Annotated in this window: 21 protein-coding genes and 2 pseudogenes; 10 read left to right on the forward strand and 13 right to left on the reverse strand. The window is 67.2% G+C overall.

Features of this window, described 5'->3' with window-relative positions; all coding sequences use genetic code 11:
- Window positions 1-47 precede the first annotated feature (47 nt).
- Window positions 48-977: a ketopantoate reductase family protein gene (locus tag AC1D2K_RS04795; RefSeq protein WP_478086713.1), complete on the reverse strand. Its 930-nt coding sequence runs from the start codon at window positions 975-977 to the stop codon at window positions 48-50.
- 108 nt (window positions 978-1,085) lie between these two features.
- Here AC1D2K_RS04795 and AC1D2K_RS04800 point away from each other — a divergent pair, with 108 nt between their 5' ends.
- Both AC1D2K_RS04800 and AC1D2K_RS04805 read left to right on the forward strand, forming a co-directional pair.
- A complete protein-coding gene (locus AC1D2K_RS04800; protein WP_478086715.1) occupies window positions 1,086-2,036 on the forward strand; it encodes a LysR family transcriptional regulator in 951 nt (316 codons plus the stop codon).
- 6 nt (window positions 2,037-2,042) lie between these two features.
- Window positions 2,043-2,189, forward strand: coding sequence for a hypothetical protein (locus AC1D2K_RS04805; protein WP_478086716.1), 147 nt, complete (start codon window positions 2,043-2,045; stop codon window positions 2,187-2,189).
- Between the two features lie 40 nt (window positions 2,190-2,229).
- On the opposite strand, the pseudogene AC1D2K_RS04810 reads toward AC1D2K_RS04805, so the two are convergent.
- Window positions 2,230-2,497: pseudogene (locus AC1D2K_RS04810) on the reverse strand (acetyl-CoA hydrolase/transferase C-terminal domain-containing protein); the annotation flags it as partial.
- 1 nt (window position 2,498) lies between these two features.
- On the opposite strand from AC1D2K_RS04810, the pseudogene AC1D2K_RS04815 reads away from it, so the two are divergent.
- Together AC1D2K_RS04815 and AC1D2K_RS04820 are read left to right on the forward strand one after the other, a co-directional pair.
- Window positions 2,499-2,636: pseudogene (locus AC1D2K_RS04815) on the forward strand (LysR substrate-binding domain-containing protein); the annotation flags it as partial.
- A gap of 222 nt (window positions 2,637-2,858) precedes the next feature.
- Window positions 2,859-3,593, forward strand: a complete 735-nt coding sequence (locus AC1D2K_RS04820; RefSeq protein WP_478086718.1) for an oxygen-binding di-iron domain-containing protein — start codon at window positions 2,859-2,861, stop codon at window positions 3,591-3,593.
- A gap of 38 nt (window positions 3,594-3,631) precedes the next feature.
- Here AC1D2K_RS04820 and AC1D2K_RS04825 read toward each other — a convergent pair whose 3' ends face one another.
- From AC1D2K_RS04825 to AC1D2K_RS04870, 10 genes are all read right to left on the reverse strand, one after another.
- On the reverse strand, window positions 3,632-4,084 hold the full coding sequence (locus AC1D2K_RS04825; RefSeq protein WP_478086720.1) for a chromate resistance protein ChrB domain-containing protein: 453 nt from the start codon (window positions 4,082-4,084) through the stop codon (window positions 3,632-3,634).
- Window positions 4,081-4,995, reverse strand: a complete 915-nt coding sequence (locus tag AC1D2K_RS04830) for a Fe-Mn family superoxide dismutase (RefSeq protein ID WP_478086721.1) — start codon at window positions 4,993-4,995, stop codon at window positions 4,081-4,083. The genes AC1D2K_RS04825 and AC1D2K_RS04830 overlap by 4 nt, the downstream gene beginning before the upstream one ends.
- 10 nt (window positions 4,996-5,005) lie before the next feature.
- Window positions 5,006-6,361, reverse strand: coding sequence for a chromate efflux transporter (gene chrA / locus AC1D2K_RS04835; protein ID WP_478086722.1), 1,356 nt, complete (start codon window positions 6,359-6,361; stop codon window positions 5,006-5,008).
- Window positions 6,358-7,302, reverse strand: a complete 945-nt coding sequence (locus AC1D2K_RS04840) for a chromate resistance protein ChrB domain-containing protein (RefSeq protein ID WP_478086724.1) — start codon at window positions 7,300-7,302, stop codon at window positions 6,358-6,360. Before AC1D2K_RS04840 ends, chrA begins: the two co-directional genes overlap by 4 nt.
- 106 nt (window positions 7,303-7,408) lie before the next feature.
- Window positions 7,409-7,846, reverse strand: a complete 438-nt coding sequence (locus tag AC1D2K_RS04845) for a CBS domain-containing protein (protein ID WP_478086725.1) — start codon at window positions 7,844-7,846, stop codon at window positions 7,409-7,411.
- Window positions 7,847-7,890: 44 nt separating this feature from the next.
- Window positions 7,891-8,946: a 2-oxoacid:ferredoxin oxidoreductase subunit beta gene (locus AC1D2K_RS04850; protein WP_478086726.1), complete on the reverse strand. Its 1,056-nt coding sequence runs from the start codon at window positions 8,944-8,946 to the stop codon at window positions 7,891-7,893.
- Window positions 8,943-10,811 carry a 2-oxoacid:acceptor oxidoreductase subunit alpha gene (locus AC1D2K_RS04855; RefSeq protein ID WP_478086763.1) on the reverse strand — a complete coding sequence of 623 codons (1,869 nt, stop codon included), beginning with the start codon at window positions 10,809-10,811 and terminating at the stop codon, window positions 8,943-8,945. Before AC1D2K_RS04855 ends, AC1D2K_RS04850 begins: the two co-directional genes overlap by 4 nt.
- Window positions 10,812-10,849: 38 nt before the next feature.
- Entirely contained in the window at window positions 10,850-12,682 is a 1,833-nt protein-coding gene (locus tag AC1D2K_RS04860) for an FAD-dependent oxidoreductase (protein ID WP_478086728.1), read from the reverse strand.
- A 156-nt stretch (window positions 12,683-12,838) separates the two neighbouring features.
- Complete coding sequence (locus AC1D2K_RS04865; RefSeq protein WP_478086730.1) at window positions 12,839-13,249, reverse strand: SRPBCC family protein; 411 nt, start codon at window positions 13,247-13,249, stop codon at window positions 12,839-12,841.
- Between the two features lie 165 nt (window positions 13,250-13,414).
- The gene (locus AC1D2K_RS04870) at window positions 13,415-13,540 is read right to left on the reverse strand and encodes an Lrp/AsnC ligand binding domain-containing protein (RefSeq protein ID WP_478086732.1); all 126 of its coding nucleotides are present in this window, start codon (window positions 13,538-13,540) and stop codon (window positions 13,415-13,417) included.
- Between the two features lie 292 nt (window positions 13,541-13,832).
- On the opposite strand from AC1D2K_RS04870, the gene AC1D2K_RS04875 reads away from it, so the two are divergent.
- The 6 genes from AC1D2K_RS04875 (at window position 13,833) to AC1D2K_RS04900 (ending at window position 18,891) form a co-directional block, all read left to right on the forward strand.
- Window positions 13,833-14,741 (forward strand): ABC transporter permease subunit, encoded by a 909-nt coding sequence (locus AC1D2K_RS04875; protein ID WP_478086734.1) that lies wholly within the window; start codon window positions 13,833-13,835, stop codon window positions 14,739-14,741.
- Window positions 14,738-15,478, forward strand: coding sequence for an ABC transporter ATP-binding protein (locus AC1D2K_RS04880; protein WP_478086736.1), 741 nt, complete (start codon window positions 14,738-14,740; stop codon window positions 15,476-15,478). The genes AC1D2K_RS04875 and AC1D2K_RS04880 overlap by 4 nt, the downstream gene beginning before the upstream one ends.
- Before the next feature lie 59 nt (window positions 15,479-15,537).
- Window positions 15,538-16,689 (forward strand): ABC transporter substrate-binding protein, encoded by a 1,152-nt coding sequence (locus AC1D2K_RS04885; protein ID WP_478086738.1) that lies wholly within the window; start codon window positions 15,538-15,540, stop codon window positions 16,687-16,689.
- A 3-nt stretch (window positions 16,690-16,692) separates the two neighbouring features.
- Complete coding sequence (locus tag AC1D2K_RS04890; protein ID WP_478086740.1) at window positions 16,693-18,075, forward strand: LLM class flavin-dependent oxidoreductase; 1,383 nt, start codon at window positions 16,693-16,695, stop codon at window positions 18,073-18,075.
- Window positions 18,072-18,530 (forward strand): OsmC family protein, encoded by a 459-nt coding sequence (locus tag AC1D2K_RS04895; protein ID WP_478086742.1) that lies wholly within the window; start codon window positions 18,072-18,074, stop codon window positions 18,528-18,530. Before AC1D2K_RS04890 ends, AC1D2K_RS04895 begins: the two co-directional genes overlap by 4 nt.
- A gap of 73 nt (window positions 18,531-18,603) precedes the next feature.
- Window positions 18,604-18,891 (forward strand): acylphosphatase, encoded by a 288-nt coding sequence (locus AC1D2K_RS04900; RefSeq protein WP_478086744.1) that lies wholly within the window; start codon window positions 18,604-18,606, stop codon window positions 18,889-18,891.
- A 64-nt stretch (window positions 18,892-18,955) separates the two neighbouring features.
- Here the strand turns inward: AC1D2K_RS04900 and AC1D2K_RS04905 are convergent, their stop codons facing one another.
- Entirely contained in the window at window positions 18,956-20,224 is a 1,269-nt protein-coding gene (locus tag AC1D2K_RS04905; protein ID WP_478086746.1) for a lipase family protein, read from the reverse strand.
- Window positions 20,225-20,349 lie beyond the last annotated feature (125 nt).

Genomic DNA, 20,349 nt, shown 5'->3' on the forward strand with positions numbered 1-20,349 from the left:
CCCCGAGGGGGTGCTCGCTTGCTTGGGGCGGCCCGGCGCGGCGCGGCTCATTTCGCCTCCATCCGGCGTTCGATGCCCTTGATCGCGGCCACCAATGTCTGGTTGACCGGCGTCGGCACGTTGTACTTCTGGCCCGCGCGCACGACCGAGCCATTGATGAAGTCGATCTCGGTGATCGAGCCCTTTTCGAGGCTCTGCAGCATCGAGGTCTTGAACTCGTAGGGCAGCCCTTCTGCCGCCATGACCCACGCGTCGCGTGGCGCCTTGATCGACAGCTTGACGCCGCTGGCCTGCGCAACGGCCATCGCCTCTGCGACCGCGGCAATGGCCGTCGCCTCGATCTCCGGCACCGCATGAAGGCTGCCGTAGACCTGCCCTGTGATGCCGCTCAGTGCGCCCGTGGAAACGTTGATGAGGAGCTTGTCCCACATCACGCCCATGATGTTGTCGCTGACCTCGCAGGGCAGCTCGGCTCGTTCGAATTCGGCGGCGATGGCCTTGGCGCGCTCGGTGACGCTGCCGTCGAGTTCGCCAATGACCGTGCGCTTGCCCTGCGTGCCGGCAATGATGTGGYCGGGGCCGAGCATTACGCCGCCGACGTAGGTCTTTCCGGCCAGTACGTGCTCGCGGCCCGCGACATCGGCCAGGATTTCCTCGTGGCCCATGCCGTTCTGCAACGACATCAGCGCAGTGTGCGGCCCGATGATCGACAGGGCGCCTTCGATGGCCGACCGCGTGTGGAAGGACTTGACCAGGACGATCACGAGGTCCGGCGCCTCCAGCCCCTTGCTGTCGATCGCGGCGCGCACCTTGACGACGCGTTCCATGTCACCGACCTTCATGCGCAGGCCGTCGCGGTTGATCGCGTCGACGTGGGCCTGGAAGGAGTCGATCAATGTGACGTCGGACCCCGCCGCCGCGAGGGTCCCGCCAATTGCGCAACCGAGTGAGCCGGCGCCGAGAAAGTAGATCTTCATGTGCGTCTCCGTTTGGAATGACTCAACGATAGATTTCAGCCTTCATGTTGCCTATGGCATGGCCAAAATGGTCTACATTCCGTTTTGAAATGGGGACGGCATATGGACATGGACGAGGACACCGAAGTCGGCACGGCGCTTCTTAGCATCAAGCTCCTGCGTCTCTTCGACCTGCTCTACAGCACGAACAGCGTGACGCGCGCGGGCGAGGCCATGGGCCAGAGCCAGCCGACGGTGAGCAACTGGCTGAGCCGATTGCGCAAGCAACTGAACGATGAGCTTTTTGTGCGGACCGCCGCCGGCATGCAGGCCACGCCGCGCGCGGAGGAGTTGATCGTGCCTGTACGAGAGGCGTTGGCCGCACTGCGTCGCATCGCCGTGCCGGCCGGAGCTTTCGACCCTTCGACCGCGACACGGCGCTTTCGGATCTGCATGACCGATGCGAGCCACATCACGCTGTTGCCGCGCTTGCTGGCGCACGTGCGCGCCTTGGCGCCGGACGTTCGCCTCGAAGCCGCGCGCATCGACGAGCAGACCGCGCAGGCACTGCAATCCGGCCAAGCGGACCTCGCGATCGGCCTGGTACCGTGGCTGGAGTCGGGCTTCTACCAACAGGTCCTGTATCCACAGGACTGGGTATGCCTCGTCAATGCGCGTCATCCACGCATCGGCGCCAAGGGTGTGGGTCTGCGCGACTACAGGGCCGAGGCGCATATCGGCATCATCGGAGGCACCGGAGTGCAGTTGCTGGAGGCGGTATTGGAGCGCCACCGGATCGAGCGGCGCATCCTGTTGGAACTGCCCGGGTTCCTTGGCCTTGCGGCCATCGTGTCAACGACCGACCTGGTCGCGACCGTGCCGCGGCATATCGGCGAGACGCTTGCCAGCTCGAGTGCCGGCGCCTTGACTGTCTACAACTGCCCGGTTCCGGTACCCCCCTTCACCGTCAAGCAGCACTGGCACGCACGCTATCACCAGGACCCGGCCAATCGGTGGCTGCGTGCCTTGTGCGAGGAGCTGTTTGCGGCCAAGCGCCCGATGGCCAAGCCGCGAAAGTAGTTGCGAGTGCGAGCCGCGCTCGAGCCACACGTGGCGGCCTGGGTCCTTGACAAGGAGCGCTTCGGCCGGCGGCGCTTCGCCAACCAGCGCGAACTCGCTGGCTGCCTGGGTCTGGTGCCCACGGCCTATGACAGCGGCGGCCGTTCAGTTTGAACATGCAAGTCAAAATTGGATGGGTGGCGACCTTCGGGGGTCAGAGAAGATTGATCGTTCGTGCCTGCGCTCTGAGTTCTTCGCGGAACGAAGGATGCGCGATGGCGATGAGTTCCAGGGCCCCGCTGTTTGGCCGATTTGCCACGCAGTTGCGCCACGCCGAACTCGGTGACGACATAGTTGACGTCATTCTTGCTGGTGCTGGCGTGGGTGCCTGGACTGAGCGTTGGAACGATGCGCGAGATGGAATCGTTCTTCGCGGTTGCAGGCAATGCAATGAACGACTTGCCCCCCTGCGAACGGTTGGCAAGGCTCAAGGCGATCTTCGGATTCGAGAAGGCGGTGCGAATCAAGGCCCATTTCGCAGTCTATCCGGCGCGTCATGCAAGGCGTCCGCCGGTGGAGGCTTTCCTGACCTGGCTCCACAACGAGGCGTCCAAGACCTGAGCTCAGCACAAGAATCAGACGCTTGAGCGTTTGTTGCGCGACGCCGGTCAGTCTGGAGATGCCATCGTCCGTGAAGTGACTTGAATCCCGCGAAGAAGGCCCGCAAGGTCGCCTGAGGCCAGTGGGCGAGTTCCGTTTGGATCATCGACAAGTCGAAGATCGGAGTAATGTCGGACGCCCTGACGACACCTCTTGCCGTCATTCAAGCCACAGGAGCCCCACATGACCTCCACGAATCCGCAGTCCGGCACCAACATTCAGGAAATCGCCACGGGCATCTTCCGCATCAATACGCCGGTGCCGCTGCCCGACGGCAACCTGTTCAGCTTCAACCAGTACCTCGTGGTCGACGACCAGCCGCTGCTGTTCCACTCCGGGCCGCGCCAGCTCTTTCCGCTGGTGAGCGAAGCCATCGCCCGCGTGATGCCGGTCGATCGCCTGCGCTACATCGGCCTGTCTCATGTCGAGGCCGACGAGTGCGGTGCGTTGAACCTGTTCCTGGCTGCAGCGCCGCAGGCCGTGCCCCTGTGCGGCGGGATCGCGGCCATGGTCTCGATGGCCGACCTGGCCGACCGCCCGCCGCGCGCTCTGGCCGATGGCGAGGAACTCGCGCTCGGCAGCCACACGATGCRCTGGTTCGACACGCCCCATCTGCCGCACGGCTGGGAATGCGGGCTGATGATGGACACGCACACGCGCACGTTCTTCTGCGGCGACCTCTTCACGCAACCCGGCAACAGCGAGAAGGCGCTGACCGACACCGACATCCTGGCCCCCAGCGAAGCGTTCCGGCACCAGATGGACTACTACGCGCATGCACCGCAGACGGCTGCATTGCTGGACCGGCTCGCGCAACAGGCTCCCCGCACGCTCGCCTGCATGCACGGCAGCGCATGGCAGGGCGACGGCGCATCGCTGCTGCGCCAGCTTTCGCAGGCGCTGTCGGCAACCCATTGAATGGCGCGCGTGCCAGGAAGCGGGAGCACCGCCTGCCGTCACATCTTCGGCGGCCAGCTGTGCGTCTCTGCCTGGCAGCTCTTGCACCAGGCATAGAGCGCGTCATACATCACCATGCCGTGCGCGAGCATCTCGTGGTCGTCGGCGAACACCTGGGACAACCCCAGCGACAGCGCGTACAGCCCGGCAGACTGAGGCGTGAGGTCCAGACGGGAAGTGTCTGCGCCTCGGATGATGACGGCCAGCTGCCGCAGGGCCGGGTCGCCAAGCTCGTGCTTCGACAGGAAGGCATCGAAGCTGCACAGCTCTGCGACGTGCGTCATCTCGACGCCGGGGATGTCGTACGGCACCGCGCCGGTCCTTGCCGCAGTATCGAGAACCTGATCGGCGGGAACGTACAGGAACTCCGGCGCATCGTCGATGAAGCGCGCGATGAGCCATGGACATGCGATGCGGTCGATCTTCGGCCGCTCACGGGTCACCCATTTCATGATGGACCTCCTTTGGGTTCCAGGGGCTTGGCGGCGGCCTGCCAGCCATCGATGCCGCCGCGCAGAAAGCGGGCCCGCAGACCGGCCGCCCGAAGGCGCAATGCAGTGGCACGTCCGACCTCGTGTCCGTAGACACAGTAGACGACCAGGTCGCGGTCGGCTGGCAAGTCGCTGGCCCAACGGTCCACGGTGGCAGGGTCCCGCCAGGCGGCACCTGGCAGCCGAGTCTCCGCATCCTTGAAGACCCCGGAGCGACGCACATCGACGACCAGGGCGCCAGCGACCTCGTCCTGCGTGGCCCCGAACGGTTCGGTGGCGCCGTGCACGGCGAGCTGGTAGCGCCCGTACACGCTGGCCCACTCGATGTTCTCCATGAACGCATGAACGTAGTTGCCCGCGGCCGCACCGAAATCCATGTGGTACGCGTGCTCGTACATGTCCAGCGCGAGGATGGGCACGCCGCCCGCCAGGGCGTGCGTATGGTCGGCGGCCCATTGGTTCACGAGCGTCCCGTCCCGCGGCTGGAACACGAGCAGCACCCAGCCAGACCCGCCGCCCAGCGCCGTGCCCATGGCGACGAACTCCTCCCGCCAGCGAGCGAGGCTCCCGAAGCTGGCTTGCAGCGCCAGTTCCATGGCCGGCGTCATCGTCTGCCCGTCTCCACCCAGGCTGCCGAAGTACAGCTCGTGCAAGAGCATGGAATTGTTCGCGACGAGCTCTTCGCGCTTCAAGCCGTTGAGCTCGAAGCCCGGCAGGGTCGCGGGCGACCGCGCGGCCAGCTTCGAGCGGATGGCGTTCAGGCGCTTGACCGCGCCGCCGTAGTTGTTCTGGTGATGACTGCGAATCGACCTCTCGGACAGACCGTGCAGTGCCGCAGCCTCGAAGGGCAAGTCCTGGATTCGGTTTTCCATGGGGAACCTCTCATGCAAGCAGGGGCCGCAGAAACGTCAGCGCCAGTCCCGCCAGCCCGGAGCCCAGGACCACGGGAATGACGCCGACCTTGAATCGGAACAGKGCCACGGCCGCCGCCACGCCGATGAGCGCGGATGTCCATTCGAATCGACCGGCGAGTCCCTCCGGCCAGAGCACGTGGTACGCGAAGAAGACGGCCAGGTTCACGATCACGCCCACCACCGCGGCCGTGATGCCGGTCAGCGGCGCCGTGAACTTGAGATTGCCGTGGGTCGATTCGATGAAGGGTGCGCCCAGCAGGATGAAGAGGAACGAAGGCAGGAAGGTGAAGAAGGTCACCACCGTGGCAGCCACCGCACCCGCCAGGAAGAGCGCGTCCGGGCCGAAGATGGCCTGGGTCCAGCCGCCGACGAATCCGACGAAGGACACCACCATGATGAGCGGGCCCGGTGTCGTTTCGCCGAGCGCCAAGCCATCGATCATCTGCGGCGCCGTGAGCCACTGGTGGTGCTCGACCGCCCCCTGGAACACATAGGGCAGCACGGCATAGGCCCCGCCGAACGTCATCAGGGCCGCCTTGGTGAAGAACCAGCCCATCTGCGTCAGGACCGCGTCCCATCCATAGAGCGCCGTCAGGGTCCCGATGCCGGCGAGCCAGAGCGCCAGGCACACGGCCAGCACGCGGCCGAAGCGCCGCCAGCTGAACAACGCATGCGCTGGCGTCGGCGTGAGGTCGTCGATGAGCGCCGGGCCGAACGACTTGGCGGCCGTGCCATGGCCGCCTCCGGCGGTGAACTTGGCCGGTGCCCAGCGTCCACCGAAGTAACCGATGACGCCGGCGGCCAGCACGATGAGAGGAAAAGGCAATTGCAGCGCGAAGATGGCCAGGAAGGCCGCCACCGCGATGCCCCACAGCCACCCGTTCTTCAGGGCCCGGGAACCCACCCGATAGGCCGCATGCACCACCAGCGCGGTGACGGCGGGCTTGATGCCATGGAAAAGGCCGGCGATGACGGGCACATTGCCGTACGCCATGTAGACCCACGACAGGCCGATCAGGATGAACAGCGACGGCAGCACGAACAGGACGCCCGCGACGATGCCGCCCCAGGTGCGGTGCATCAGCCATCCGATGTACGTCGCGAGTTGCTGCGCCTCGGGCCCGGGCAGCAGCATGCAGTAGTTCAGCGCATGCAGGAACCGGCCCTCGGAGATCCAGCGACGTCGCTCGACAAGGTCCTCATGCATGATGGCGATCTGCCCGGCCGGCCCTCCGAAGCTGATGAAGCCGAGCTTGAGCCAGTAGACGAAGGCCTCGCCGAAGCTGAGGCGCTCAGGCGCCGCGGTGGTTGTGGTCGTGATCACTGGCGTACCTTCATGGCGGCGTAGAGGGTGTCGAACAGGGGCAGGGACGCCGCGAGCAGCGCATCGTCCTTGTCGTGCTGCGCCTGCAGGCCTCTCACGATGGTTTCAATGCCGGCCGCCTCGTCGACAGGGATGCCGCCGACATCGATGTAGTGCACGAGTTGGCCGAGCCGCCGGATGCCCGGGTCCTCTTCCAGGCCGAACGCATGCGCCACGACCTCGAAGCTGACCTTGTCTCCCACGTGAGTGAACGTGGCGCCGTCGAAGTCGAACCCAAGAACCCCCTTGGGGCACTTGCACGGGTCTGCCAGCCAGACGAAGCGCGCGGAGGCATCGACGAAGCGCTGGATCAACCAGCCCGTTGCGAGCCGGTCCACCCAGGGGCGCTTGCGCGTGGCCCATGTCTTGCCCTGGTAGGCCTGCGGCGAGCGTCGTTCGATCGCTCCCGATGCGGCCGTCGGCTCACCCGGCGAAAGCTTGCGTTCGATCTCCGCTCGCAAGGTTTCGAGGCCCGCTGCTGCCGCGGCGGCTGCCTTGCCCGGAAAGAAGTCCATGGCGCGAAGGGTCTGGAACTGCTGGTCCAGGCTGCGTGCCACCTTGCGCAGGTCGGCTTCCGTCGCAGCCTTGAGCGACTCCCGAGTCTCCTTGAGTGACTGCGCAAAGTCGGCGTACTGCTCAGTCCGGTCGAACAGCGCGAGGAAGGTGCTCTCCTGTCCCGCGTCGCGGGCCTGGAGCGTCAGCATGTGAGCCTCGGCGCCACCTTCCTGGATGGCCTTCGCGATCGCCCACAGGTCTTCGGCGGACGCGGCATTCGAGGGCAGGATGTAGACGCCGTCCCGAAGGGTTCCGCAGCCGGTGGCCTTGAGCGAACGCCAGATGCGGACGCGCAAGCCGCTCGGAGAGGTCGGCAGCGAGGCGGTCAAGACAAGCCAGTCAATCATGAAGCAAGTATCACGCAATGTGATGCTTGCTACAAGAACTGGTCGATTGGCGGGATGGCGAAGTGGCTATCCGGGATCGATGCCGCGTGGGCCGAGTGGCGACGCCCTAACCCAGGGCATCGTTCACCTGCTCGTTGAATTCGGCCTGGCTCAGCGCCGTGCCGATCTCCCGCGGCAGCGCATCGCGCACCGAGAAAACCCCCAGGATCTTCGTCCCCGCCACCAACGGGAGATGGCGGAAGCCGCGCTCGAGCATCAGCACGACGGCGTCGGACACCGGGGTTTCGGGCGGCACGCAGATCGGATTGGGCGTCATCACCTCGCGCGCCGTGGTGTGATCGGGGTCGAGCCCCCGGGCCAGCACGCGCGTCATCAGGTCGCGCTCGGTCAGGATGCCCAGCAGGGTGTCCGGCGGTTCCATGATGAGCACGCTGCCGCAACCGGCGCGTGTCATGACGCAGGCGGCATCGCGCGCACTGGCTTGCGGACCCAGGCAGGTCACATGCTTGCGCGAGATGGACTGAAAAACAGTGCGTTCGGCCATGGTCCGCCCTCCGAAAGAAGCGCAATGGTGCCCCGGGCCCTCGTTCAGCGCAAGGAGTCGTTGAGCCGTTCCAGCGCCCGGGCGCCGGGGCAGAGCTGCGCGGCCTCGAGCGTGTTGAGGGGCCGGTCGCAGGTGTTGAGCGCCGTGTGCAGGTCGGTGGCCAGCGGGTCGACGTAGAGCAGGCCCGTCACCACCTCGCCCATTTCCTGGTGCCGCTGCATGTGGGCCATGGCGGCGAAGCGGTCGCCCGGGTTGTAGTCGGCATGCAGGCTGCGCAGCCGCAGCAGGGTGCCGTCGTGCTGGCGCACGTCCAGCACTTCGCCCGGCGCCATGTCGACCACGATTTCGTCGCGGGCGCTGATGAAGTCGATGCGGCTCACCGCCTCGTTGTGCTCGCGCACGTAGTCGTAGCTCTTGGTGCTGCCGGGGTGGTTGTTGAAGGCCACGCAGGGACTGAGCACGTCGATGAAGGCCGCGCCGCCATGGCTGATCGCCCCCTTGATCAGCGGGACCAGCTGCGCCTTGTTGCCCGAGAAGCCGCGCCCCACGTAGCTGGCGCCCAGCTGCAGCGCCATGGCGACCAGGTCGACCGGGCTGTCGGTGTTGACCACGCCCTTCTTGCTCTTGGAGCCCTGGTCGGCCGTGGCCGAGAACTGGCCCTTGGTCAGGCCGTAGACGCCGTTGTTCTCCACGATGTAGGCCATCCGCACGCCGCGCCGCATGGCGTGGGCGAACTGGCCCAGGCCGATCGAGGCCGAATCGCCGTCGCCCGAGACGCCCAGGTACAGCAGGTCGCGGTTGGCCAGGTTGGCGCCGGTCAGCACGCTGGGCATGCGGCCGTGCACCGTGTTGAAGCCGTGCGAGGCGCCCAGGAAGTAATCGGGCGTCTTGGAGCTGCAGCCGATGCCCGAGAGCTTGGCCACCCGGTGCGGCTCGATGTCCAGCTCCCAGCAGGCCTCGATGATGGCGGCGGAGATCGAGTCGTGGCCGCAGCCCGCGCACAGCGTGGAGATCTTGCCCTCGTAGTCGCGCCGCGTGTAGCCGACCTTGTTGATGGCCAGCGTCGGATGCCGCAGCCGGGGCTTGGCAAGGTAGGTCATGCAGGCTCCTTCGTATCGGTGGCRCCGGGCGCGCGGGCAGGCGCCTGCAGATGCGCGCCGATCGCCTGGACGATGAAACGCGCCGTGATGGGTGTGCCGTCGAAATGCAGCACCGGGATCAGCCGGGCCGGATCGATGCCCAGCTCGTTGACCAGCAGGCTGCGCATCTGGGCGTCGCGGTTCTGCTCGACCACGAACACCCGCGGGTGCTGCGCCAGGAACTGCACCACGCTGTCCGGGAAGGGAAAGGCGCGCAGCCGCAGCGCATCCAGGTGGATGCCGCGCTCGTCGAGCGCTTCCAGTGCTTCCTGCATGGCCGGGCTGGTCGAGCCGAAATGGATCACGCCGAGATCGGTTTTCTCGGCGGCCGGCCGCAGCACCGGCTGCGGCACCAGAGTGGCCGCGGTCGCGAACTTCTTCAGCAGCCGCTCCATGTTGTAGATGTAGTCGGGCCCGCGCTCCGAGTACCGGGCGTAGGCGTCGCGCGTCGTGCCGCGGGTGAAGARGCTGCCCCTGGTCGGGTGCGTGCCGGGCAGCGTGCGCCAGGGGATGCCGTCGCCRTCCACGTCCTTGTAGCGTCCGAAGTCCCGGCCCGCCTCCAGTTCCTCGGCGGTCATGACCTTGCCGCGGTCGTAGGCGCGGCTGTCGTCCCAGGCAAAGGGCGCGCTCAGGCGCTGGTTCATGCCGATGTCGAGATCGGTCATCAGGAACACCGGCGTCTGCAGCCGGTCGGCCAGGTCGAGTGCCGCCGCCGCGTGTTCGAAGCACTCGTGCGGGTCCTCGGGAAACAGCAGCACGTGCTTGGTGTCGCCATGCGAGGCGTAGGCGCACGAGAGGATGTCGGCCTGCTGGGTCCGCGTGGGCATGCCGGTGGAAGGGCCGCCGCGCTGCACGTTGATGAGCGTGACCGGGATCTCGGCGAAGTAGGCCAGCCCGATGAACTCGGTCATCAGCGAAATCCCGGGCCCCGAGGTCGGCGTGAAGGCCCGCGCACCGTTCCAGCCGGCACCGACCACCATGCCGATCGAGGCGAGTTCGTCTTCCGCCTGCACGATGGCGAAGCGGTTCTGGCCGGTGACCGGATCCACCCGGAATTTCGCGCAGTACTTCTGGAAGGCCTCCGCCACCGAGGACGACGGCGTGATCGGATACCAGGCCGCGACCGTGGCGCCGCCATACACGCAGCCCAGCGCCGCGGCGCTGTTGCCGTCGACGAAGATCCGGTCGCCCACCCGGTCGGCGCGGCGGACCTGCAGCCCGACGGGCTCGCGCAGGTTCTCGCGGGCGAAGTCGCATCCCAGGTGTAGGGCCTGCACATTCGAGGCCAGCAGCTTCTCCTTGCCCTTGTACTGCTCGCCGAACAGCTTCTCGACCACTTCGGGCTCGATGCCCAGCAGGATGGCCAGGGCGCCCACGTAAACGATGTTCTTGAACAGCTGGCGCTGGCGCGGGTCGTGGTAGACCGCGTTGCAGATCTCGGTCAGCGGCATGCCGATCACCCGGATGTCGCTGCGGAACTTCGACGGCGGCAGCGGCCGCGTGCTGTCGTAGAACAGGTAGCCGCCGGGCTCGAGCTCGGCCACGTCGGCGTCCCAGGTCTGCGGGTTCATCGCCACCATCATGTCGGTGCCACCGCGCCGCCCCAGGTGGCCTTTCTCGGTCACGCGCACCTCGTACCAGGTCGGCAGCCCCTGGATGTTGCTGGGAAAGATGTTGCGCGGACTCACCGGCACGCCCATGCGCAGGATGGCCTTGGCGAACAGCTCGTTGGCCGAGGCCGAGCCCGAGCCGTTGACGTTGGCGAACTTGATGACGAAATCGTTGACGGCCGCAATCTGGGGAATCACTCCCCCCACGCTCGCCATTTCGTGTGCTTCCGCGCCTTCGGGCGGCCGTACGGCGCTCATGCCGGCACCCCCCTGGCCGGCACCGGATGCACATCGCGGCACGCCGGCCCCGCCGGTGTCATCTCGAGCAGGAACTTCTGCATGTCCCAGGCCCCCGTGGGGCAGCGCTCGGCGCACAGGCCGCAGTGCAGGCAGACGTCCTCGTCCTTGACCATCACCCTGCCCGTCTTGAGCCCGCCGGACACGTACAGGTCCTGCGCCAGGTTCAGCGCCGGTGCCTTCAGCCGGGGCCGCAGTTCCGCCTCCTCGCCGTTGACGGTGAAGCTGATGCAGTCCATCGGGCAGATGTCCACGCAGGCATCGCATTCGATGCACGCGGTCTCGGTGAACACTGTCTGCACATCGCAGTTCAGGCAGCGCTCGGCCTCCTTGAAGGCGGTGGCGGCGTCGAAGCCCAGTTCCACCTCCACGCGGATGCTGGCCAGCGCCGCCTCGGCCTTGGCCCAGGGCACCTTGTAGCGCAGGTCGTTGGAGGTGTCGTTGTCGTAGCTCCATTCGTGGATGCCCATCTTCTGCGACACCAGGTTGGTCATGGGCGCCGGTCGGACATGGATCGGCTCGGCATGCAGGAGCTTGTCGATCGACACGGCAGCCTCGTGCCCATGCGCCACGGCCGTGATGATGTTCTTGGGTCCGAAGGCCGCATCGCCGCCAAAGAAGATCCGCGGCACCGTCGACTGGAAGGTGTCCGCGTCCAGCGTCGGCAGACCCCATTTGTCGAAGGCGATGCCGCAGTCGCGCTCGATCCAGGGGAAGGCGTTTTCCTGCCCCACGGCCACCAGCACCTCGTCGCATTCGAAGAAGGCCTCCGGCTCGCCGGTGGGCACCAGCGAGCGGTTGCCCTCGCCGTCGTACTCGGCCCGGACGATCTCGAAACGCATGCCCAGCAGCTTGCCGCCCTCGTGTACGAAGGCCTTGGGCACATGGAAGTTGATGATCGGAATGCCTTCGTGCTGGGCGTCTTCCTTTTCCCAGGGCGAGGCCTTCATTTCCTCGAAGCCACTGCGCACGATGACCTTCACGTCGATGCCGCCCAGGCGGCGGGCCGACCGGCAGCAGTCCATCGCCGTGTTGCCGCCGCCGAGCACGATCACGCGCTGGCCAATGGCGGTGACGTGGCCGAACGAAACGGAGTTGAGCCAGTCGATGCCGATGTGGATGCTGGCCGCCGCTTCGTGCCGGCCGGGAATCACCAGGTCGCGCCCGCGCGGCGCGCCGCAGCCGACGAAGATCGCGTCCCACCCCTGCGCCATCAGGGCCTTCATCGAGTCGACGCGCTCGCCGCTGCGGAAATCCACGCCGAGGTCGAGGATATAGCCCGTTTCCTCGTCGATCACCGATTCGGGCAGCCGAAAGCGCGGGATCTGCGTGCGGATGAAGCCGCCGGCCTTGGCCTCGGAGTCGAACACCGTGACCTCGTAGCCCAGCGGCGCCAGGTCGCGTGCGACGGTGAGCGAGGCGGGCCCCGCGCCCACGCAGGCGACGCGCTTGCCGTTCTTCGGCTCGAGCTTCGGCATGCGCGACCGCACGTCGTCCTTCATGTCGGCCGCGACGCGCTTGAGCCGGCAGATCGCCACCGGCTCGGGATCCTTGGCGTTGCTTTCCTCGACCCGCCCGCGCCGGCAGGCCGGCTCGCAAGGCCGGTCGCAGGTGCGCCCCAGGATGCCGGGAAAGACGTTGGAGACCCAGTTGACCATGTAGGCGTCGCTGTAGCGGCGCTGCGCGATCAGGCGGATGTATTCAGGGACGGGGGTGTGCGCCGGACAGGCGTACTGGCAATCGACGACCTTGTGGAAATAGGCCGGGTTGGCAATGTTGGTTCGCTGCAAGGCGTGTCTCCTGGCTGCCGCCCGCGGCCTGGTGGGGTCGGCGCGGGTCTGACGCAAGTATGCGCCGCGCCGGGCGGCGTGCTGCCTTGGTGGAATCCCGCAGCATGTCAGGCCAGGCTCAGTGGCGGCGCTCCGTCGGCGACGCACGGCGCGCGGTCAGGATGCGGGCCGCTCCAGCAACCGCTTCAATGCCATCAGGTCCCGCCGGACATGCGCCACATCGGCATCGAAGTCCTGCTGGCTGACGCCCGGCAGCCGAAGCACGACGAAGGTCAGAAGACTTCCTTCGCCGCACGGCGACACGCGCAACGCATTGTGGACGCTGGTGCCGTCCGGGAGCACGACCTTGTGGTCGAGCACGCCGAAGGGGTTGTCCGGGGCCATGGACACCTTGACCTGGCCCATGGGCGACTCGGCGAGCCATTCGCCCCGGTGCCGGGCAATGCCCTGGGCCAGGCCGGACGCCCACAGCGGCAGGTTCTCCATCTGCCGGGCGAAGCGGTAGACGGTGTCGGCGGGGGCATCGACAGCTTGGCTGACGACCTGTGCTTCGTGCGACTTCGGCATCTGACGATCTCCTTGCTTCAACACCATGCAACGGCCTCAGCGACGTCGGGTGGCTCCCGGCCGGACAAGCTCGCGCCGCTCGATGGGGGTCGAAAACACAATCGATGTGCGGGTTTCACCATACACGTTGATGGTGCCGACAAAGCGCTCGAGATCGGCGAGGCTTCAAGAAACCACGGTCATCACGTAGGAGTCCGCTCCGGCGACGTGATGGCACTCCAGCACTTCGGGTGCCTTCTTCAGCTTGTCGAGCAATGCCTTCTGGCCGGGCTGAGGGACGGTGATGCCCACGATCGCCTTGACGCGATAGCCCGCCTTCGAGGTATCGACATCTGCCGTGATGGTGCGGACAAGGCCCGCATCCTGAAGCCGCCATGATGCTGCACGTCACGGCGATCAGTCTGGCCAACGGGGGGGCCGCAGAAGACCGTTGCAGCCATGGGCCATTTGTCGCATATCGACATGCGCAAATGTGAGTTCACGCATCGGACCGCCACGGATAAGGTTGGACCTCTCCCGGCGTGCTCAACCCGCACGCTCCCGTGGCGCTGCTTCGGCTGCCGCCCGCCTTGCATCGCGATCCATGAGTGCCGTCCTCCCCCGCCTGCCTGCAGAGCCATCGCCAACCGCCGCATCGCCCAGTCACACCGCGAGCCGCATCACCGTCATCGCGGATGCCGCGATCGATCCGACGCAGCGGGCTTCGGCGCGCAGCGAGCCGAGTCGCTGGCGACTCTTCGTACCCTGGCTTCTTCCGGTTGCGCTTGTCGCCCTGTGGCAGTACTTCTCGGCCATCGGCCGGCTGCCCGCGGGGATCCTCCCGGCACCGTCCGACGTGCTGCGTGCGGCCTGGGGGCTCGCCGAGCGGGGTGAACTGCAGCGCGACGTGCTGGTGAGCCTGCGCCGCGTCGCGATCGGCTTCGTGACCGGCGCGGCGACCGGCCTGGTGCTGGGCTTCCTGGTCGGCCTGTCGAGCCTGGCGCACGGCTTGCTCGACCGCTCGCTGCAGATGGTTCGCACGATTCCGCATCTGGCGCTCGTGCCGCTGATGATCCTGTGGTTCGGCATCGGCGAAGAGCCGCGCGTGCTGCTGGTGGCAATGGGCTCGCTGTTCCCGGTCTACCTCAACACGATGAGCGGCATCCGCGGCGTGGACCCGAAGCTGATCGAGCTGGGCCGGTCGTATGGCCTGGGGCCCCTCGGCCTGATCGCCGGCGTGGTGCTGCCGGGCGCGCTGCCGCCGATCCTGACCGGCATTCGATACGCCCTCGGCGTGGCCTGGCTCACGCTGGTGGTCGGCGAGACCATCGCCTCGCGCGACGGTATCGGCTACATGGTGCAGAACGCGCGCGAATTGCTGCGCACGGACGTCATCCTGCTGGCGATCGTGCTGTACGCGATCGCCGGGTGGCTGGCCGACTCGATCACCCGGGCCGTCGAACGACGCCTGCTGCGCTGGCACCCCAACTACGCCAAAGGAGCGGCGCGATGACCCATGCATCCTCCAATGGCGACAGGCTGAGCCTGCGCGGCGTCGGCAAGGCCTTCGGCGAACGGATCGTGCTGCACGAGGTCGACCTGGAGATTCCGGCCGGCCAGTTCGTCGCGCTGATCGGCGCCAGCGGTGTCGGCAAGTCGACGCTGCTGCGCATCGTCGCGGGACTGGAGGCACCGACCTCGGGCCGTGTCGAACTGCGCTCGCGCAACCCGTCGCCGGACATCCGCATGATGTTCCAGGAAGACCGCCTGATGCCCTGGCGGACGGTGTTGCGCAACGTGACATTGGGTCTGCGCGCACGCGACGACGATGCCCGCACGCTGCTCGCCGCGGTGGGGCTGGCCGGCCGCGAGAAGGACTATCCGGTCGTGCTGTCGGGCGGACAGCGCCAGCGCGTGGCGCTGGCGCGCGCCCTGATCCACGAACCCGAGCTGCTGCTGCTCGACGAGCCCTTCGGCGCGCTCGATGCGATCACGCGGGCGTCGATGCAACTGCTTCTCGAAGGCCTGCTCGCACGCCGGCCGCGCACCGTGCTGCTCGTGACGCACGACGTCGAAGAGGCGCTGGTCCTGGCCGACCGCGTGCTCCTCATGCGCGAGGGCCGCGTCGCCCGCGATCTGTTCATCGACCGCGAGCGGCCGCGCCATCGCGGCGACCCCGAGCTGGCCGCGCTCAAGGAAGAGCTGCTCGAAGGGCTTGTGTCGGCGCAAGCCGGGCAGGCCGTCCGCTGAACGCAGGCACACAAGCCCTCAATCCCGATTTTTCCAGACCCATCACAGGACTCTCTCCCATGCCGATCGACACCTTCTCTCATTCAGACACCTTGGCCCTGGCCGCACGGCGACGCTTCCTCAGCCTGAGCGGCCTGGCACTGGCGCTGGCCGGGGGCGCGGGCGCGCTGGCACTGGCGGGCTGCGGCAAAGGCGACGCACCGCCAGCAGCGGCCGCTGCCGGTGCAGGCGCCGCCGCATCCGCGGCAACGGCGGCCGAGCCGCCGCAACTCACGATCGCGATCATCGGTGACGGCCGCACAGGCGTTTTCGCGTCGCTGCGCGCGGGCGACGACGGCCGCAAGCTCGAAGACGAGATTGCGGCCAAGGTGGTGTGGCAGCCGGGCTTCACCGCATCGCTGCCGGTCATGGAAGGCATCAAGGCCGGCGGCGTCGACTTCAGCTTCGCGACCGCCACGGCGATCGTCAACGCGGTGGCGGCCGGCGTGCCGATCGTGCCGTTGGCGGCCTATCCATTGCCGGCGACCGAAGTCGACGTGCTGGTGGCGAAGGATTCGCCGATCCGGTCGGCGGCCGATCTCAAGGGCAGGAAGATCGCTCACCAGAACGGCACCACCGGCACCTACAGCCTGGTCAAGTACCTGGAAGCGGCGGGGCTTCGGCTGAACGATGTGCAGGCGGTCAGCCTGAGCGGCGCCGACGCCTACACGGCCTTCGCCCAAGGCAGCGTGGACGCATGGATCCACTGGCAGCCCGCCAGCGCCCTGGCGCTTGCCAAGCTCGGCGACAAGGCGCGCACGCTGCCGGACGTGAAGACCTACGACTACGCCTTCTACGTCGCACGCGCCGAGTTTGCCGACAAGCATCCGCAAGTGGTGGCCAGGCTGGTGCGGCTGATCCGCGAGTCGCAGCAATACGCCCTCGCGCATCCGGACGAAACCGTCGCATCGTGGGCCAGGCTGGGCGGCTTCGAACCCGGCAGCGTGGAAGAGAAGGTGTATCGCCAGCTCATCGTCGACGCCCGGTTGTCCGACTCGGGTGCGGTCGCTCTCAAGCCGATCGACGGCGCCGCCGCCGACTCGACCCAGGATCTGGCCAGCAACTTCCAGTCGCTGGGCGTGCTGCCGAACAAGGTCGACGTGCGCAGCTTCCTGCTGGACACCCGCTTCGACCCCGTCAAGAAACTCGTCGCTGCCGAGCTCGGAGCCTGAACCATGCCGAAGCCCCAAGACAAGAAGATCCACCTCGCCGCCTTCGTCACCGCGGGTCCCGGCCGCCCGGGCGGCTGGCGCTACCCGGCCTCGGAGAGCGGCTGGCTCGATGCCGACTACTACCAGGGCATCGCGCGCACGCTCGAAAAGGGCCTGTTCGACCTCGCCTTCTTCGCCGACATCCTCGCGGTCCCCGACCGCTACCAGGGCAGCAACGACACGCAGCTGCGCCACGGCGCACTCGGTTCGCTGCGGCTCGATCCGGTGGTGGTGCTGTCGATCATGGCGGCCGCGACCCGACACCTCGGGCTGGCGTCGACGCGCTCGACCAGCCACTACGAGCCCTTCGAGGTCGCACGCTCCTTCGCGACGCTGGACCATCTGAGCGCCGGCCGCGCCGCCTGGAACGTGGTCACTTCGTTCCAGGATGCCGAAGCCCGCAACTTCTCGAAGAAGGAACAGGTGCCGCGCAGCAAGCGCTACGACCGCGCCGACGAATTTCTCGAGGTCGTCTTCAAGCTCTGGGACAGCTGGCAGGACGACGCGCTGGTGCAGGACCGCAAGACGCCGCTCTTTGCCGATCCGGCCAAGGTCCACTATGTCGATCACGAGGGCGAGTGGTTCAGCGTCAAGGGGCCGTTGAACGTCGCCCGGCCGCCGCAGGGCTACCCGGTGATCCTGCAGGCCGGCGCTTCGGATCGCGGCCGTGACTTTGCGGCGCAATGGGCGGACGCCATCTTCGTCAGCCACGATTCGCTGGACAGCGCCAAGGCCTTCTACAAGGAGATCAAGGACCGCGTGCGTTCGCACGGCCGCGACCCCGATTCGCTCAAGGTGCTGCCCGCCGCGACGCCGCTGGTCGGCGAGACGCAGGCGATCGCCGAAGAGAAGGACCGCGCGCTGCGTGCGCTGGTCGATCCGCATGCCGGGCTCTCCACGCTGTCCTATCACCTCGACGTCGACCTCTCGAAATACCCGCTCGACTCGGCGCTGCCCGACATCGACGTGCCCGGCGTGCAGGGCCACTACCAGGAAGTGCGCGAAGCCACCGAGCGCGACCAGCTGACGCTGCGCGATCTGGGCAAGCGCTACGGCAGCCGCTACGAAGGGGACCTGATCGGCACGGCCGACAAGGTGGCCGACGGCATGGAGCGCTGGTTCCGCGAAGGCGCCTGCGACGGCTTCATGATCAGCGCGCCCTACCAGCCCGGCGGCTTCGAGGACTTCGTGCGGCTGGTGGTGCCCGAACTGCAGCGGCGCGGACTCTACCGCACGGCGTACGAGGGCGCGACCCTGCGCGAGAACCTGGGACTCGAAAGGCCGGCTGCCGGTGCGTGGAAGGAACGGGCCGCGTCCGGCATCGCCGAAAGAAGGAGGGCAGCATGAGCACCACGGTCGACGAACGACAGGAAGCTCCCGCCGCGGTGGGCGAGATCGTGAGCGTGCGTGCGCGGGCTGTCGAACCCTTCGGGCGCTTCCTTGTGAGTGCACGGCAGCATCACTTCGTGTCGGATACGAAGGCGACGGCTGGCGGCCCTGGAGATGCGGTGCAGGCCGGCGAGCTGCTGCTGGCTTCGCTGGCGTCTTGCGGGCTGGGGCTGGTGCAGAAGACCGCTCGGGAACGAGAGGTGGCGCTGAAGGAGGCCGAGGTGGAGGTCTCGTTCGAGCGCGACCCGGAGGATGGCACGCGCTACGCGGCCATCCGGCTGGGCTTCGTGCTCGAAGGGGTCGACCTGGCGACCGCACGGATGCTGGTCGACGCGTTCACCGGGGCCTGTCCGATCTACAACACGTTGAGGCGGGGCGGGCCGATCGAGGCCGCAGTCGCGGTGCGCCCCTGAGCGTCGGGTGTCAGCGCTGGGGTCACGGGGTCGCAGCGCTGCAGATGCGGGCCCGGCGCACTACAGTGCGAGCATGGCGTTCATCCAGAAGCACCTCCTCGTCCACGGCTACGTTCAAGGCGTGGGCTACCGCGGGTCCATGGCTCAGGCCGCCGAAGCGCTAGGCGTGCACGGTTGGGTGCGCAACCGCCGCAACGGCACGGTGGAGGCCCTTGCCATCGGCGACGCATCGGCCGTCGACGCGCTGGTGGATTGGGCGCGTCGCGGCCCGCCGGAGGCACGCGTCGAGCGGGTGGAGGTCGCGGAGCTGCCTGGGCCCGCTCAGGCAGCTGCAGGGTTTGCGCAACGTGAGACGCTTTAGCGTTTGACCGATGCTTGGATCCGGGGCGCCGTCGGCGCCGGTGCGCAGCCTCTCGACGACGTGGCTAAGACGGCGCGCAGTTGCTGACCGCTTGCCGCCCCAGGAAGCGGTCCTCCGCCCAGGCGGGGAATCGCTTGGCAGCCTCCGGGACGACCGGCTCGTGGTCCAGTCCGGGGAATTCGATGTACTCCACGCTGGACCCTGCCTTGCACATTGCCGTACGCTCCGACGCCGTCAGGCGAACGGGTGTCGTGGTGTCCGCCGAGCCCTGGTAGATCACGACGGGCATGCTTCCCTTCGGTGAGAAGTTGTCCACGGCGGTCATCGCGTTCCACCAACTGCTGCCCGGAATCAGTGCATCGGGCTTGTAGGGAGCGGCCACTGTGGCTGCAGCCGACCAGATGTCGAAGCAGCCGTCCGCCATCGCAGGGAACTGTTCAAGCCCCTCGGTGGTCAGGAAGTCGCCGTACTTGAGTTCAGGGTGCGCGGCCTTGATGCCGGGCAGCGTCGAAATCACGTAGCCCGCCAGTTCGGTGCTCTTCATCGAGTTCAGTGTCAGCTCTCGGATCCGCACTGCCGGCGCAATCAGCGCCGAGCCCAGGCCGGTGAACTCGGGCGCATAGCTGGCGGCGATGGACTCAGTCCACATGGTGGTCTGTCCCCCTTGTGACCAGCCGTACATGACGTAGCGTTTCGACGCCTTCGCCTCGGGGAAGTTCTGCACCGCCCGCAGCACGTCCAGCGACGCACGGGCATTGGGCTGGCCGGCCATGTAAAAGGCAGGCCCYGGCAGGCCCTGTCCGGGATAGTCGCTCATCGCCACGACATAGCCCTTTGCCAGCAGTGCCTGGATACCGGGTACCCGGCTGGCGTCCGACGCCACGAGACTGCGTCGCGAGGGCGCGCATGCGTCCGCCACGCCCGTCGTTTCGTGGTTCCAGAGAACCACATCCCGTTGCTGRCCGCCGGCAGCGGCATTGGGGACATAGATCTCTCCGGAGACGTACTTCCTGACGCCAGGTGCGATCTCTGAAACGTAAATGATGTTCCAGGCCTTGGCGCCGTCCGGCGCGTCGGTGCGCGGCTGCGCCCAGTAGATCTCGCCAGGTTTCGCCTGGGGATCCGGCGTGCCATAGACATCCCAGAAGCTGCTGCCGGAAGGGCCAGCGGTCACGGCGGGCGGGGTGGCGGCATTGGCGTTCCAGCCGCCAAGTGCCACGCCGCTGCGATCGCTGCCTCCGCATCCGCCGAGCAAAACGGACGCGGCAGCAGCAACGGCCGCCAGCTGCATCCTGGCCAATCTGGAAGTCATGGGGGTATGGGTGTCTCTCATGCGTGGTCTCCTTGGTTTTGGAACAGCCCGACAACACGCCGTCGGGCCGGTTTCACTCGGAAGATGGCGCTTTGCCATCGCGAGCAATTGATTATTAAAAATAAATAGTTTCAGTGATAGCCGGG

It is taken from the genome of Variovorax sp. P1_H12_2 (genome assembly GCF_056405335.1).